16 protein-coding genes and 1 pseudogene are annotated in these 14,945 nt (G+C 71.3%); 5 read left to right on the top strand and 12 right to left on the bottom strand.

Annotated elements, in window-relative coordinates; genetic code table 11:
• Nucleotides 1-18: 18 nt before the first annotated feature.
• From IO33_RS0136510 to glnII, 6 genes are all read right to left on the bottom strand, one after another.
• Nucleotides 19-1,572, bottom strand: a complete 1,554-nt coding sequence (locus IO33_RS0136510) for a DUF1996 domain-containing protein (protein ID WP_031173181.1) — start codon at nt 1,570-1,572, stop codon at nt 19-21.
• A gap of 136 nt (nt 1,573-1,708) precedes the next feature.
• Entirely contained in the window at nt 1,709-2,365 is a 657-nt protein-coding gene (locus IO33_RS0136505; RefSeq protein WP_031173180.1) for a LuxR C-terminal-related transcriptional regulator, read from the bottom strand.
• The gene (locus IO33_RS0136500; RefSeq protein ID WP_031173179.1) at nt 2,350-3,624 is read right to left on the bottom strand and encodes a sensor histidine kinase; all 1,275 of its coding nucleotides are present in this window, start codon (nt 3,622-3,624) and stop codon (nt 2,350-2,352) included. Before IO33_RS0136500 ends, IO33_RS0136505 begins: the two co-directional genes overlap by 16 nt.
• Nucleotides 3,625-3,656: 32 nt before the next feature.
• Nucleotides 3,657-4,703, bottom strand: coding sequence for an NAD-dependent epimerase/dehydratase family protein (locus tag IO33_RS0136495; RefSeq protein ID WP_209438980.1), 1,047 nt, complete (start codon nt 4,701-4,703; stop codon nt 3,657-3,659).
• Between the two features lie 73 nt (nt 4,704-4,776).
• Entirely contained in the window at nt 4,777-5,343 is a 567-nt protein-coding gene (locus IO33_RS0136490) for a winged helix-turn-helix domain-containing protein (protein WP_031173175.1), read from the bottom strand.
• 1,135 nt (nt 5,344-6,478) lie between these two features.
• Nucleotides 6,479-7,510: a glutamine synthetase gene (glnII, locus tag IO33_RS0136485; RefSeq protein WP_031173173.1), complete on the bottom strand. Its 1,032-nt coding sequence runs from the start codon at nt 7,508-7,510 to the stop codon at nt 6,479-6,481.
• 172 nt (nt 7,511-7,682) lie between these two features.
• On the opposite strand from glnII, the pseudogene IO33_RS54230 reads away from it, so the two are divergent.
• A pseudogene (locus IO33_RS54230) lies at nt 7,683-8,447 on the top strand (alpha/beta fold hydrolase); the annotation flags it as partial.
• A complete protein-coding gene (locus IO33_RS54225) occupies nt 8,435-8,623 on the top strand; it encodes a hypothetical protein (RefSeq protein ID WP_425347992.1) in 189 nt (62 codons plus the stop codon). The pseudogene IO33_RS54230 and the gene IO33_RS54225, both read left to right, overlap by 13 nt.
• Nucleotides 8,624-8,626: 3 nt before the next feature.
• Here the strand turns inward: IO33_RS54225 and IO33_RS0136475 are convergent, their stop codons facing one another.
• The gene (locus tag IO33_RS0136475; protein WP_031173171.1) at nt 8,627-9,376 is read right to left on the bottom strand and encodes an RlpA-like double-psi beta-barrel domain-containing protein; all 750 of its coding nucleotides are present in this window, start codon (nt 9,374-9,376) and stop codon (nt 8,627-8,629) included.
• Between the two features lie 119 nt (nt 9,377-9,495).
• Nucleotides 9,496-9,864: an arsenate reductase family protein gene (locus IO33_RS0136470; RefSeq protein ID WP_031173170.1), complete on the bottom strand. Its 369-nt coding sequence runs from the start codon at nt 9,862-9,864 to the stop codon at nt 9,496-9,498.
• Nucleotides 9,865-10,084: 220 nt separating this feature from the next.
• On the opposite strand from IO33_RS0136470, the gene IO33_RS0136465 reads away from it, so the two are divergent.
• Nucleotides 10,085-10,399 (top strand): hypothetical protein, encoded by a 315-nt coding sequence (locus IO33_RS0136465; protein WP_031173167.1) that lies wholly within the window; start codon nt 10,085-10,087, stop codon nt 10,397-10,399.
• 265 nt (nt 10,400-10,664) lie between these two features.
• A complete protein-coding gene (locus IO33_RS0136460) occupies nt 10,665-10,943 on the top strand; it encodes a hypothetical protein (RefSeq protein ID WP_031173165.1) in 279 nt (92 codons plus the stop codon).
• 16 nt (nt 10,944-10,959) lie between these two features.
• Here the strand turns inward: IO33_RS0136460 and pspAB are convergent, their stop codons facing one another.
• The 3 genes from pspAB to IO33_RS0136445 all read right to left on the bottom strand — a co-directional run bounded on the left by pspAB (nt 10,960) and on the right by IO33_RS0136445 (nt 12,839).
• Nucleotides 10,960-11,547 carry a PspA-associated protein PspAB gene (gene pspAB / locus IO33_RS0136455; RefSeq protein WP_031173162.1) on the bottom strand — a complete coding sequence of 196 codons (588 nt, stop codon included), beginning with the start codon at nt 11,545-11,547 and terminating at the stop codon, nt 10,960-10,962.
• A 3-nt stretch (nt 11,548-11,550) separates the two neighbouring features.
• Nucleotides 11,551-12,471: a zinc metalloprotease HtpX gene (htpX, locus tag IO33_RS0136450; RefSeq protein WP_031173159.1), complete on the bottom strand. Its 921-nt coding sequence runs from the start codon at nt 12,469-12,471 to the stop codon at nt 11,551-11,553.
• Between the two features lie 113 nt (nt 12,472-12,584).
• The gene (locus IO33_RS0136445) at nt 12,585-12,839 is read right to left on the bottom strand and encodes an SCO2583/SCO2584 N-terminal domain-containing protein (RefSeq protein ID WP_031173157.1); all 255 of its coding nucleotides are present in this window, start codon (nt 12,837-12,839) and stop codon (nt 12,585-12,587) included.
• 264 nt (nt 12,840-13,103) lie between these two features.
• Between IO33_RS0136445 and IO33_RS0136440 the strand changes: the two genes are divergently transcribed.
• Complete coding sequence (locus IO33_RS0136440) at nt 13,104-13,346, top strand: hypothetical protein (RefSeq protein WP_031173155.1); 243 nt, start codon at nt 13,104-13,106, stop codon at nt 13,344-13,346.
• 110 nt (nt 13,347-13,456) lie between these two features.
• Here the strand turns inward: IO33_RS0136440 and glnA are convergent, their stop codons facing one another.
• Nucleotides 13,457-14,866 carry a type I glutamate--ammonia ligase gene (gene glnA / locus IO33_RS0136435; protein ID WP_031173152.1) on the bottom strand — a complete coding sequence of 470 codons (1,410 nt, stop codon included), beginning with the start codon at nt 14,864-14,866 and terminating at the stop codon, nt 13,457-13,459.
• Between the last annotated feature and the right edge of the window lie 79 nt (nt 14,867-14,945).

The following is a 14,945-nucleotide window of genomic DNA, read 5'->3' as shown; positions in this document are numbered from 1 at the left end:
CAGCCGATCACGGCGTGATCAGGCGCAGTTCTGGCCGTTGTTGACGCAGTTGGCGATCCGGTTGGCCAGGCCGCCGGTCGTGACGCTGATGAAGTCGTCGTGGTCGGTGGCCGGCTTGTGCAGCTGCTCCGGGAAGCCGTCCACCGCGTAGGCGTTCTTCACCTGCCCGTTCTGGATGGTGGGCGGGTTGATCTGGTACACCAGACGCATCGTCAGCTGCGGAATCGCCTTGAAGCCGTTCGGGCAGACGCCGCTCGCGGGGTCCGCGAAGGCCACGTGCGTGCGGTGGTTGGCGCTGTCGATGTTCTGCCCGTCCCAGCAGCTCTGGAAGGCGAACGTGCGCACCACGTTGCTGCCCTGCGGGCAGATCGGGTACTGCTGCGTCAGCTGGACCTTGTTCTCGAAGCCGGTGCAGCTCCAGTGCGCGTTGGCGTTCGCCAGACCGTTGGTGGTGGTCTTGGCGTCACCGGTGATGATGCGCAGGAACTGCGGCATCGCGACGACCTTGCTCGCCGGGCTGCCCACGTACTTGATCTGGGCCTGCACCGGGGTCAGGATCTTGCCGACGTTGCCTTCCTTGCCACCGCCGTCCGCGTTCTGGTCGAAGTCCTGCGAGCCGTCCTGGACGCGGACCACCGGCCAGTAGTACGCCGACAGGTCGTTCCTGTTCTGGCAGCTGGTGCCGCCCTGCAGGAAGGTCTGGTTGCTGGAGAAGGCGTTGACCTTCTGGTTGCCGACGTAGTCGTGCAGGTGGTGCGCGCCGTTGGTCACGCCGGGCGCCACGATCACGTTGTCGGTGTTGTGGTTCTTGTTGGCGTTCACACCGCAGCGCGTGGTGAACGTACCGGTCGAGGCGGACTGCTGCCGGCGCGGCTTGCCCTGGACGTTCGGCGCGACCTTGGTGATGTCGACGAAGTCGGCCGCGACCGGGCCGTTGCCGGCCTGCCCGCCGATGTTCTGCCCCGCGTTGCCCTGCTGGCCGGTGTTGCCCTGCTGCTGACCACCGTTGTTCTGCTGTTGGCCGCCGGTGTTCTGCTGCTGACCGCCGGTGTTCTGCTGCTGGCCACCGTTGTTCCCCCCAGCGGTGGTCTGGTTGGCGGCCTGCGTGGTGCAGGCGGCGAGCTGGGACAGCGCGCTGTTGAACGTACCGCCGACGCGCTGGATGTCGATCCGGATCCGGTCGATCGTCGCCGACCGCTTCTCCTTGAGGGGGCCGACGATCGCGTTCTGTACGAAGCTCGGGTCCTTGGCCTGCGCGTCGCGTGTGGAGGCGAGCCGGTTGTAGGCCTCGGTGACCTGCCGGTCGAGGTTGGCCAGCTCCGTCGCCACGCCCTGCCGCGCGCGGTAGGGCACGCTCGTCAGCTTCTGCTGGACGTCCGGGCAGGAGATCGTCGCGACCTGCGCCGTCGCGGCCTTCGTCTGGTTGCCTCCCCACGTCTGGTTGTTCGACTCGTGCGCCGAGGCGTAGAAGTTCGCCCAGATCAGCCCGCCCCCACCGAGCGCTAGGGCCGCCGATGCGGCTATGGCCTTGGTGGCCAGCGGCGTACGGCGTTTTCGTGTGTTGCGTCCCATGGAACTCCTCTGACTTCCTTGCGGGGCAGCATCGAGGCGCCCGACAGGAGTGAAGCGGCGTCCTTCCATACGGACGCCGCCCCAGTGGTGTTCACCGGTCTCACAAATTCCTCGCGGAAACAGGGGAGTTGGCAGGTCAGCGGCTGTCCCGGTCGAGATGGGCGAGGACGGCCAGAACGCGCCGGTTGTCGTCGTCCGACACCTCCAGTCCCAGTTTGCCGAAGATGTTGGAGGTGTGCTTCGCGATGGCCCGTTCCGTCACCACGAGCTGCGCCGCGATGCCGGCGTTCGACCGGCCCTGCGCCATCAGCTCCAGCACCTCCAGCTCGCGCGGGGTGAGGCGGCCGAGCGGCTGGTCCTCGGCGGCTCGCCGGGACAGCAGCTGCTGGATCACCTGCGGGTCCATCGCCGTACCGCCCGCCGCCACCCGCCGTACGGCGTCGACGAACTGCTCGGCGTCGAACACCCGGTCCTTCAGGAGGTAGCCGATCCCGCCGGCGCCGTCGGCGAGCAGCTCGCGCGCGTACAGCTGCTCCACGTGCTGGGAGAGCACCAGGACCGGCAGCCCGGGCCGGGTCCGGCGAGCCGCGAGCGCGCACTGCAGGCCCTCGTCGGTGTGCGTGGGCGGCAGGCGCACGTCGACGACGGCGACGTCCGGGTCCAGCTCGGCCAGCGCCTTGGAGAGTTCGGGGCCGGACTCGACGGCGGCGGCGATCTCGAAGCCGAAGGCCTGCAGCATCCGGACCAGCCCGTCACGCAACAGGAAGAGGTCTTCGGCTAGGACAACACGCACGGGATCTCCATGGTCACCAGGGTGGGGCCGCCGGCGGGGCTGTCGACGGCCAGGACGCCGTCGAATGTACCGAGCCGGCGCTCGACCCCGGCGAGCCCGGACCCGGCGCCGATCACCGCACCGCCCCTGCCGTCGTCGGTGACCGTGATCCGCAGCCGGCCCTCGCGGTGGTGCAGGCCGGCCCGGATCCGGCCGGCACCGGAGTGCTTGACGGCGTTGGTGAGCACCTCGCTGACCGCGAAGTAGGCCGCCGACTCCACGGGGGCGTCCGCCCGCCCGGACAGCTCCACGGTCACCTCCGTGGGCAGCGGCAGCCGCAGCGCCAACGCCCGTACCGCGTCGCCCAGTCCGCGCTCGGCCAGGACCGGCGGGTGGATGCCGCGCACCAGGTCGCGCAGCTCCTCCAGGGCCTCGGCGGAGTTCCGGCGGGCCTGGGCGAGCAGCCGCTTCGCCTGCGCCGGGTCGTGTTCCACCAGCATCTCGATGGTGCCGAGGTCCATGCCCATGGCGACGAGCCGAGCCTGCGCCCCGTCGTGCAGGTCCCGCTCGATGCGCCGCAGTTCGGCGGCGGAGGTGTCCACGGCGTCCTGCCGGGTCTCGGTCAGTACCCTGACCCGCTCGGCGAGTTCCGCGTCGCCCCCGAGCACGGCCCGGGTGAGCCGGAAGTGCGTGGTCAGCAGGCGCGGGGCGAGGCGCCAGGCGACGGCGAGGACCACGGCGCCGAGCAGGGCCGCGAGGAAGGCGGTGCCCTGGCCGGAGACCGGCACGAAGGCGTACCAGTACGTGTCGCCGCTGTGGTGCAGGTGCGCCCGCCACAGCCCGGCGCCCAGCAGGAACCCCTCGACGGGGAAGTACAGCAGCAGGGCCGGGAGCAGCGCGGTGAGGAAGCCCGCGGTCATGTCGACGGGCAGCCAGCGCACGTCCCGCCAGGTCTGCGGGTCCCGGAGCAGGGCGAAGGTCCGCGTCCAGGGGGCGGCGCCCTCGGGCGGCGGCCGGTAGGCGGCCGGGATCCGTATCCCCCTCCATTCGTAGGCGAGTCTGCGCCGGGTGCTCGTGTACTGCCGCAGCGCGTCGAGGACCAGGGGGGTCGTGACGAGTCCGATGCCGAGCGGGACGAGCACGAGGGAGACGGCGGTCAGCGCGAAGCACAGCACCGCCACGGGCAGCATCGCCACGGCCAGGACGAGCCCCCGCACGGCGTCCAGGACCACCCCCCGGGCCCGGGTGCGGAAGTCGTCTCTCTGCGTGTCGGTCTTCATGGCGTCAGTCTCGCCCACGGGCCCGCGCCGGGTCAGTCGTGCGAGGCCCCCTGCCCGGGGGTGGTGCCAGGTACACCGCCGGCCAGCAGCCTGGCCTCCACCTGCGGATCGACACCCTTGACCGTCCGGTCCGGCCGCATGGGCGCCACCCCGCCGATCCGCGTCAGCCACCGCCAGGTGTCCGCGACGGTCCGCGCGGCCGGCCGGCACACGAGCCCGGTGGCCAGCGCGCGGGACACGTCGGTGCGGTGGACGCAGGCGTACAGCTCGCTGTCCGGCGGCACCCACACCGGAAGCCCGGTCCACGGCTCGATCCCGGCGGCCAGGATCACCTCCGGGTCGGTCCAGCGCAGCTCGGCGTCCGCGCCGGTCACCCGGACGCACTGGTCGAGCAGCTCGCCCATGGTGCTGTGACCCGGCGGGCCGATCAGGTCGTAGGGCCCGCTCAGCCCCTGGGCCACCGCGCCGAGGAGCCAGCCGGCCAGGTCCCGGGCGTCGATGAACTGCACCGGAAGCCCGCGCGGCCCCGGAGCGAGCACCGGCCCGCCCCGGGCGATCCGGGTCAGCCACCACGGCAGCCGGCCGACGTTCTCGTACGGGCCGAGGATCAGCCCGGCCCGTACCAGCAGCGAGTCCTGCGCGCCGAAGGCCTCGACGGCGGCCAGTTCGCCGCCCCGCTTGTCCCGCGCGTAGTCGGTGGGACCGGCGTCGGCGGCGGCACCCCCGACCAACTCCCCGGCCCCGGCGGGCCCGTCCAGGCTGGGCCAGGGCCAGGCGTACACGGACCGGCTGGAGACGTACACGTACCGCGCGGCACGGCCCCGCAGCAGCCGGGCCGCCGCGAGCACGGCGCGGGGCTCGGCCGACCAGGTGTCGACCACGGCGTCCCAGGTGCCGGCGTCGGCCGCGAGCGCGGCCAGTCCGTCCGGGGTGGTGCGGTCGCCGAGCAACGTCCGTACCCCGGAAGGTGGTTGGTGGCGTCCCCGGTGGAAGACGGTCACCTCCCAGCCGCGCTCCCGCGCCGCCTCCGCGACCGCCCGGCCCACGAACTCCGTACCGCCCAGCACCAGAAGCCTCATGCCGGCGATCATGCCCGCCCCGGGCGCACGCGGCACGGGACTCTGCCGAGGGCAGAGCCGGGGGACGGGGAGGTCAGCGCGCGGTCGGCGGCGTGTACTTGTAGCCGACCCGGCGCACCGTCTGGATCGACTGGCGGTGCTCGGCCCCCAGCTTGCGGCGCAGCCGGGCGATGTGCACGTCGACGGTACGGCCGTCCCCGACATGGCCGTAGCCCCACACCGTGGTGACCAGCTGGTCGCGGGTGTGCACCCGGTGCGGATGGGCCACCAGGTGGGCCAGCAGCTCGAACTCCAGGTAGGTCAGGTCGAGTTCGAGACCGCTGACGCTGGCCGTGCGCCGCACCGGGTCGATCCGCACCAGCGGCTCGGCGTCCGTGTCCGGGGCCGGGTCCGGCTGGTCCGGCACCGCGACCGGCAGGAACGGCGGTCGCTGGTCGGCCGGTACCAGCACCAGGTAGCCGACCATCGGCGGCTGGCCGGGGAGGGCGGGCAGGGTGTGCTGCGGCGCGGGCAGCCAGGTGGCGCCCGGCGGCAGGAAGTCCGCGACGTCGACCACCTCGTCCCGGTCGACGGCGCGCAGCCGGTGCCGGGCCGGGGCGGTGAGGGTGGAGGCGGAGGAGAGGGAACCAGTGGTCGCCATGAGAGGTCAGCTCTTTCACGCGAGAAGTTCGTCGGTCGATGCGACGGCCGCGATTCGTGGTCGGGGCGCGCCGGGGGACGTACGTCGCTTCGCGCTGGGCCGAAGGCCGGGGGTTACGGCTTTAGAGGGCCCGCGCGTTCGTCGCGCGGCAACACACCCGGTCGAAGTCGTGGTGCTGACGGGAAGGCCAGAAGGGCTCGAGGTCATGGCGACCCGTCGCGGTGTACTTCTGGAAGCTGGCCATGCGCCCATTGAAGCAGACACCGGTGCCGGAGAGGACCCTCCTCTCACTGCTTGGACGCGTCCTTGGTGTGAAGTTGACGTTGCGTGGGCTCCCGGACCGCCCGCAAGGCCCTGATCAGGAGCTTGTCGACGGTTCACGCGTCCGGAACGCCGTCTCGGCATGCGGACGCGACCTCCTCGGTCGGCCACTCTCGCCGTCGCCGGCAGCCCGCGTACGGCGGACCGCAGGACGCGGTCCGGGTGCGGGCCGCCCGCCACGAACAGGTCGTGGCCGGTCCGCCGGGCCGGCGCGGCGACCAGGCGCGGCGGGTCCACGGCGAACCGGGCAGCAGGCCGATCGCGGTGAGCGCGGGCAGCGCGTCGGGCAGTTGGGGGCGGTCCACGAACTGTCGCCGACCAGCCGGCGGGCCGGCGGTTCCCCCGTGTCCTCGGTGCGGCCCGTGATCCGTCACACGGCCGGCGCCGCCACACCCCGGCCGCCGCCGTGCCCGCGCGCGCCGGCCGGTGCACGACGTGCGGCAGCAACGGCGCGGCGGCGGGACCCAGTTCGCTCGCCACCCACGTCCGTCCGGAGGCCCCGTCGGCGCGTTCGGCATCGACCAGGGCGAGCGCGGGGCCTGGATCGCCGGTCACGCGGTGGTGGGCCGGCGCGGCGGCCGTCGACGGCGGGCAGGTGGTGTCTCCGCTGGCCGCCGTCCGCAGCGCCGCCGCCCCGCCGCCACCCGCGGCCGGGCCGAGTGCGCCGAGCACGGTGACCGCGGGGTCCGGGCCGGTGTGCGCCGGCCGGCCCGTACGCGTGCTTCAGCTTCCCCGTGCGGTCTCCATGTCCGCACGACAGGCGGAAGGGGGCGCCCGCCGTGACGGCGGACGCCCCCTTCACAGGGCGGACGGATCAGACCTGGCCGGCCTTCTCCAGCGCGGAGCAGCAGGTGTCCACCAGCAGGCGGGTCACCACGTACGGGTCGACGTTGGCGTTCGGGCGGCGGTCCTCGATGTAGCCCTTGCCGTCCTTCTCGACCTGCCACGGGATACGGACCGAGGCACCGCGGTCGGAGACGCCGTAGGAGTACTTGTCCCACGGGGCGGTCTCGTGCAGGCCGGTCAGCCGCTCGTCGATGCCGGCGCCGTAGTTCTTGACGTGGTCGAGCGGCTTGGAGCCCTCGCCGAGCGACTCGCAGGCGGTGATGATCGCGTCGTAGCCCTCGCGCATCGCCTTGGTGGAGAAGTTGGTGTGCGCGCCCGCGCCGTTCCAGTCGCCCTTGACCGGCTTCGGGTCCAGGGTGGCGGTGACGCCGAAGTCCTCGGCGGTGCGGTAGAGCAGCCAGCGGGCCACCCACATGTGGTCGGAGACCTCCAGCGGGGAGACCGGGCCGACCTGGAACTCCCACTGGCCGGGCATGACCTCGGCGTTGATGCCGGAGATGGCGAGGCCGGCCTTCAGGCAGTTGTCCAGGTGGGCCTCGACGATGTCGCGGCCGAAGATCTCGTCGGCGCCGACACCGCAGTAGTAGCCGCCCTGCGGGGCCGGGAAGCCGTTCTCGGGGAAGCCGAGCGGGCGGGAGCCCTCGAAGAAGGTGTACTCCTGCTCGATGCCGAAGATCGGCTCCTGGGCGGCGAACCGCTCGGCGACCTCGGCCAGCGCGGCCCGGGTGTTGGACCGGTGCGGGGTCATGTCGATGTCGAGGACCTCGCACAGCACGAGGATGTCGTCGCCGCCGCGGATCGGGTCCGGGCAGGTGAAGACCGGCTTGAGCACGCGGTCCGAGGCGTGGCCCTCGGCCTGGTTGGTGGAGGAGCCGTCGAAGCCCCAGATCGGCAGCGCGTCGAGACCGGCCGGTGCACCCGTGATGATCTTCGTCTTGGAACGGAGCTTGGCCGTCGGCTCGGTGCCGTCGATCCAGATGTACTCAGCCTTGAAGGTCACGGGGCCTCATCCTCAGGGGTAAGTCGGGCGCACTCGTCGTCGCGGGTGCTGCGGCGCTGCGGCACTGGGGCGCCGCTCGATCTGCCGGGCAGCCTGTCAACAGGCGGTTTCCCGGCCATTGCCCGAATGTGAACCCCGTGTTACCTGGTGGTTTTGTGTCACGGCTCACGTTGTGGGGTGTCAGTGGGTGAGGTATGGGCGCCCTCCGCTGCGGCCTTCCGCACCCCGTCCAGGAACTCCCGTACGGCGGCCCGCTGTTGGTCGTCGTACCCGCGCGGCAACTCCACCGACCGGTCGATCGGCGGCCCACCGCTCCAGCCGGTCCAGCAGCGCGGTCGTGCCCGCCGAGTTCAGCCCGAGCGCCGGGTGGGGCGTGGCCGGATATGACGGGGAGGCCTTTCGGGTCGCATACGACAAGGTGCTGGCGAAATGGCCGGCGGACCGCGAGGCGCTGACGGTCGCCACGCCCTTCGGCGGCATCCGCGTCAACGCCTGCGGCCCGCGCGAGGCGCCCCCGCTCCTCCTGCTGCCGGGCGGCGGCGGAGCGACCTCCGTGTCCTGCTACGCCCAGGCCGCCGGCCTCGCCCGCGTCCGCCGGGTCTACGCCCCCGACCTGATCGGCGCGCCGGGCCTGAGCGCCCCGGCCGGCGACCGCCACCCCCGTACGGTCGCCGACCTGGACGCCCTGCTGGACGGCCTGGGGGCCACCTCGGCCGACGTGGGCGGGCACTCGTACGGCGCCTGGATCGCCCTGCAGTACGCCCTGCGCACGCCCGCGCGGGTGCGCCGCCTGTTCCTCCTGGACCCGACCCTGTGCCTGGCCGGGTTCAAGGCGGCGTACCTGCTCCACGCCCTGCCGATGCTGCTGCGGCCCTCACCCCGCCGGGTCCGCGCCCGGCACCGGACGCGCTGCGGGCTCTGGACGTGCCGGTCCTGCTGCTCGTGGCCGCGAACAGCAGGACCCATGACGCCCATGAGGTGGTGGACCGGGCCGGCGCGGTGCCGGCGCGCGGGGAGACCGCCGTCCCGCCGGACGTCTCGTACCACGCGCTGCCGCAATCGGCACCGGACGGCCTGGCCCGCCGCCTCACCGCCTTCCTGTCCGGCTGCTGATGCTCACCCCACCTTCTCGATCACGGCGTGGCGGATGAGGAACTTGCCCGGCTCCCGTACCTGTTCGAAGGCCGCGTTGTTGAGCAGCACACAGCTGCCGGAGACCGAGGTGACCTTCACCGTCGTGGACTTGTTGTTGTCCAGGTTGGTGACCTTCAGGGTCGTGCCCGCCGGGAACTGGCTGCTGGACGCGGCCGGGGCGCCGCCCTCGCCGGAGAGCGTGACCGTGGAGCCCTTGCAGACCTGCTGCCCTGCGCCCGCCGCGGCGGCGCCGGTGTCGTTGCCGCCGGCGGCGGACTGCGAGGGCTGTGCCGACTGCTGGGCGCCGCCGGCCTGCTGCTGGTCACCGCCGGCCTGCTGCTGGTCACCGCCGGCCTGCTGGGCGCCACCTCCGGCCTGCTGGCCGCCCTGCGCCGCCTGGGAGCCCTGAGCCGACTCCCCAACGGTGCAGCCGGCGGCCTTCTGCTGGACCTCGATCTGCTTGATGACCGCCTCGCGGTTGGCGATCCGGGCTGCCGACTGCGCGTCCGGATGAGCCTTCTGGTCCGCGATGAACTTGTCGTTGTTGCCGTGGGCCGTGGCCAGCCCCTGGCAGACGTTCGAGTCCGAGGCGGACAGCGTTTTCGCGTTGTGCGCGGGCTGGGCGGCGTTGGACGTGGTGGCCAGCGCGAAGGCCCCGCCGCCCGCCACCGCCGCGGCGCTGACGAGCAGCGCGATCTTCTTCTTCGTGCCGAGAGTTCTCCTGCGCGACATGCGCGCCTCCTGAAGAGGTAGGGGAGCGTACGCCGCTATGTACGAGATACCGAACGAAGTTACTCAGCGGTTGCAGGGGTCGGTGAAGTGGCCTGTGTCACAGCCGAGTTGTGCCACGTTCAGCCCTTGTTGTGCTCGATGGCCTCCCGGACGGCGTCCTCGGTGCGGGCCACCAGGGCCGTTCCGTCGTCGGCCGTGATGATGGGGCGCTGGATGAGCCGGGGGTGCTCGGCGAGCGCGGAGATCCACCGCTCACGCGTGTCCGCGTCCCGCGCCCACTCCTTGAGCCCCAGCTCCTTGGCCTCGGCCTCCTGGGTGCGGGTGATGTCCCACGGCTCCAGGTCCAGCCGGTCGAGTACGGTCCTGATCTCGTCCTCGCTCGGCACGTCCTCCAGATAGCGGCGGACGGTGTACTCGGCGCCCTCGGCGTCGAGCAGGCTGATGGCGCTGCGGCACTTGGAGCAGGCCGGGTTGATCCAGATTTCCATGCGGCACACGGTACTCGGCCTCGGCTCTGTTCGAATTTCTGACGCCTCGGCAGTCCCTTCTCAACCGACTGTCACGCGCCCCTGATTCGCTTCTCCACCTGGGCATTTGATGACCGTCGCGGACCTTCGGTTGTCAGTGGCCGCCGGTAGACTGGATGCAGTGTTCGAGACAGTCGCCGGAACCCCGGAGGGCTGCCCTGACCGCGACAGGAGGATGCCCGTGCCCGCTGCCGCCCTGAAGTCCAAGCCGTTGCCCACCCAGTCCACCGTCCAGCGACCCGTGCTGTTCGACTCGCCCGTCGAGCCGGTGGCGAAGCGGCCGCTGCCGGCCGGACGGCCGCGCGAGTGGTATGTCACCCACAACCGCCGCCTGAAGGCCATGCGCCTGGCCATAGCCCTGCTCGACTCCGGGATCTACCAGCCGGCCCAGGCCCGCGACGAGACGATCCGCAGCACGGCCGAGGAGATCGGCATGCGTCCGCCGTCCGACACGACCTGCCACATGGTGCGCGCGTTCATGCGCTACAGCCGCTGACGCCCGGCACCGGCGCCGGGTGCCCGAGCCTCGCCCGGGCACCCGGCGCCGAAGACGGCCGCGCTGCCCGGCCGTAGCGCTTCAGCGGCTCAAGGACCGAAGTCGTGGGTGAGAGGCGGGAGTTCGCTCCTGCGGACCGTCGGCTCACGGCCGACAGGCGGGTGGAAAACGGGATGCGGCTGAGACGGTGTCATCCCTACGCTGAAAAAACGGCACGAAGCCGACACACTCCACCCCCGCCACCCTCACCCCACGGAGGTCCGTCATGCGTGGCATCGTCGCGTCCGGGACCGTCGTCCTGGTGGTCCTCGGAATCGGAAACCATCTGTGGTGGCTCGCCGCCGTCGCGCTGCTGTACCTGTACGCGACGCACGGACGCGGGTCGCCCGGCACGCCGTCGCCCCCCGGCGCGGGCGCTCCGCCCGTGCCCGACAGCTACCGCACCTACCGCGAGCGCCGGGACCGGCAGGCGCGCTGGGAGCGCCGCTACCGCCGGGAGCGTCCCTTCGAGTCCCGCCGTCAGGAGCGCGAGAAGAGCAGGTGAGCCAGGGCGTCCCCGGTCACAGACCGGGGGCGCCCCACACCGGGAACCAGCGGCTCAGGTCCTGCTCGATCCGCAGATCGTTCGCGAGCGCCGCCTTCACCTGGAGTTCGAGCGCGCTGTCCCGGCGCCGCGCGGCGCCGGGCAGCGGGGCGAAGGGGTAGAACGTGCCCCGCTTGTAGAGGTAGACCAGCGCCAGCTCGCGGCCCGCGTCGTCCGTGAAACCCGCCAGCGAGCACAGCAGCTGGGGGCCGAAGCCGTTGACCTCCATCGCGCTGTTCACCGCGTGCAGGTCGGTGACCAGCTCCGGCAGCTGCTCGGGCGAGCGCCGCGAGACCAGCCAGGAGTAGCCGTAGTCGTCCCGCCGCAGCTCCACCGGCGGACCTCCCTCGCGGTCGGTGTCCGCGTCCAGCAGCGCCTGCACCTCCCGGTGGGTCTGCTCGAAGGCCGCGCCCTCCACCGTGGCGAAACACACCGCCCCGGTCCCGGTCGCGGTGAAACCGGCCGCGGCCTGCAGGGTCACGGCCGCCGAGGGCAGCGCGAAGAGCTGGTCCAGGTCGGGCGCGACCGGCTTCGTACGGCCCAGCAGGATGTCCAGCAGTCCCAACGCTCAGCCCGCCTTCCCCGGTGTGGCGGCCTCACCCAGCTCCGCGGAGATGCGGCCCAGCTGTTCCAGCCGCTGCTCCAGGGTGGGGTGCGTGGAGAAGAACCGCTCGATGCCCGGTTCCCTGCCGGTCGCCGGCGTGAAGTAGAAGGCGTTGAAGGCCTGGGCGGTGCGCAGGTCCTTGGTCGGGATCCGGGCGATGTCCCCGGAGACCTTGGTGAGCGCCGACGCCAGCGCCGAGGGCCGCCCGGTCAGATGCGCCGCCGCCCGGTCGGCCGCCAGCTCCCGGTACCGGGACAGCGCCCGGATCAGCAGGAAGCTGATCGCGTACACCGCCGCGGACACGCCCAGTACGCCGGCGAGGACGGCGGCGGTGTTCTGGTCCCGCCGGCCCCCGCCGAAGACCTGTGAGTAGAAGGCGAACCGTACGATCAGGCCCGCCAGCACACCGAGGAAGGACGCCACCGTGATCACGGCGACGTCCTTGTGCGCCACGTGCGACAGCTCGTGCGCCAGCACGCCCTCCAGCTCCGCCGGCTCCAGCCGCCGCAGCAGCCCGGTGGTCACGCAGACCACCGCGTGGTCGGGGTTCCGGCCGGTCGCGAACGCGTTCGGCATGTCCATGTCGGACACGGCGACCACCGGCTTGGGCATGTCCGCGATCGCGCACAGCCGGTCGACCACCGCGTGCAGCTCGGGATACTCCTCACGCTCCACGACCCGGCCGTGCATCGCGAACATGGCGATCCGGTCGGAGAACCAGAACTGCGCCACGAACATCGCCCCGACCACCAGGACGACCAGCACCCAGGACTTCAGCAGCGCGATCAGCGCGGCCACGAAGCCCACGTACAGCAGCCCGAGCAGGAACAGCGTGAGACCCATGCGCACGGTCAGCCGTCGATCGCTCCGGAAGCGGCTCTGCATCTTGCATCACCCCGCAGTCAGGCACTCGTCCCGCTGTCCAGTGTGCACCTGCCGATTCCCATGAAGTGGTTCCGAGCGGCCCTAGGGGCAGCAAAACGTACCGGCGGGTACGGCTAGTACGACGAGCCGAACTGCGTCAGCCCGATCAGCACCATGACCACGATCACGCTGCCGAGGACCACCGCCGTCGACGCCCACGACGCCCGGCGCGGCGCCGGGCCGGGGTCGGCCCGGAAAGGGGCCGGGTCCGGCGGGTTCTCCCTCCAGCGGGCGGCCAGCATCCTGGCCCGGGCCGAGGGCTCCTTGTGCTCGGCGGAATTCGCCCAGCGGTGATCGAACTCCCGCTCCCAGTCGTCGTTTTCCGTCATCCCCGTTCAACCTCTCTCGTCGGACAGAGCCAGGGGGATGATCCCCCGAGAGTAGGAAGCATGGGAAGCGGCAAAGGTTGCCCAGGATGCTGGGTGGTCGCCCGACGGCTAGCATTTAGCTGAGAGCCGCACCGCGGGGTGCCCACCATCGTCTGCCCCGCCTCCCTGGTCGTGCGGCACCTACGACCGCGCCGGACTTCCGAGGTCGCGGCCATCCGACTCGTGCCCGGAAAGCCGCACGAGGGGTGGAAGGAAGGTGGATCCATGAATGCACATCGTGCGAGGCGTCTCGCCGCAGCGTCCGCCATCGGCGTCCTGATGGCGAGCGGAGTGGCGATCGGCACCGCCGGCACCGCGTCGGCAGCCGCCCCGACCCAGATCTCCACCAACCGTGGCTGCTGGTGGAACAACTGTGGCTTCGGCTTCAACAACGGCTTCGGCTTCAACAACGGCTTCGGCTTCAACAACGGCTTCGGCTCGGGCGTCGTAGTGATCGTGGTGGGCTGAGAAGGCGGTGTGACAGAGCTCTGAGCACGGCTGAGGGCCGTCACCTGCGGCGTTCGCAGGTGGCGGCCCTCAGTGCGTCGCCCGGCGGCCGTGACCGCCGGACGGTCATGTCACACGTCGAAGTACAGCTCGAACTCGTGCGGGTGCGGACGCAGCTGCAGCGGCGCGATCTCGTTGGTGCGCTTGAAGTCGATCCAGGTCTCGATCAGGTCCGGCGTGAACACGTCGCCCTGCAGGAGGAACTCGTGGTCGGCCTCCAGCGAGTCGAGGACGGCCGGCAGGGAGGTCGGGACCTGGGCGACGTTCGCGTGCTCCTCGGGAGCCAGCTCGTACAGGTCCTTGTCGATCGGCTCGGCCGGCTCGATCTTGTTCTTGATGCCGTCCAGACCCGCGAGGAGCAGGGCGGAGAAGGCCAGGTACGGGTTGCCGGAGGAGTCCGGGGCGCGGAACTCGACGCGCTTGGCCTTCGGGTTCGAGCCGGTGATCGGGATACGCATCGCGGCGGAGCGGTTGCGCTGCGAGTACACCAGGTTGATCGGGGCCTCGAAGCCCGGCACCAGGCGGTGGTAGGAGTTCACCGTCGGGTTGGTGAAGGCCAGCAGCGACGGGGCGTGCCTGAGGATGCCGCCGATGTAGTAGCGGGCGGTGTCCGACAGGCCCGCGTAACCGGCCTCGTCGTAGAACAGCGGGTCGCCGTTGCTCCACAGCGACTGGTGCACGTGCATGCCCGAGCCGTTGTCACCGAAGATCGGCTTCGGCATGAAGGTCGCGGTCTTGCCGTTGCGCCAGGCCACGTTCTTCACGATGTACTTGAAGAGCTGCAGGTCGTCGGCGGCGGCCAGCAGGGTGTTGAACTTGTAGTTGATCTCCGCCTGGCCGGCGGTGCCGACCTCGTGGTGCTGGCGCTCGACCTTGAGGCCGGACCGCTCCAGCTCCAGGGAGATCTCGGCGCGCAGGTCGGCGAAGTGGTCCACCGGGGCCACCGGGAAGTAGCCGCCCTTGTAGCGGACCTTGTAGCCGCGGTTGTTCTCCACCGCACCGGTGTTCCAGGCGCCCGCCTCGGAGTCGATGTGGTAGAAGGACTCGTTCGCGCTGGTCGCGAAGCGCACGGAGTCGAAGACGTAGAACTCGGCCTCGGGGCCGAAGTACGCGGTGTCCGCGATACCGGTCGAAGCGAGGTACGCCTCGGCCTTCTTCGCCACGTTGCGCGGGTCACGGGAGTACTGCTCGCCCGTGATCGGGTCGTGGATGAAGAAGTTGATGTTGAGGGTCTTGTCCCGGCGAAACGCGTCGACACGCGCGGTGGACAGGTCGGCACGCAGAGCCATGTCGGACTCGTGGATGGCCTGGAAACCACGGATCGACGATCCGTCGAAGGCCAGCTCCTCGTCCGGGTCGAACGCCTCAACGGGCACCGTGAAGTGCTGCATGACGCCCGGCAGGTCGCAGAAGCGGACGTCGATGAACTTGACGTCCTCGTCCGCGATGAACTTCTTGGCCTCGTCGGCGTTCTGGAACATCCAGCTCCTCCTACTCCCGACCGTCCTCGCCGGGGTGGTAGATCGTTCGTGCGGCCAGTGCGGTGGCACACGCTGGTCT

It is taken from the genome of Streptomyces durhamensis, assembly GCF_000725475.1.
Classification (GTDB): domain Bacteria; phylum Actinomycetota; class Actinomycetes; order Streptomycetales; family Streptomycetaceae; genus Streptomyces; species Streptomyces filipinensis.
The sequence above is the reverse complement of the archived record's forward strand: the minus strand, read 5'-3'. Positions and strand labels throughout refer to the sequence as shown.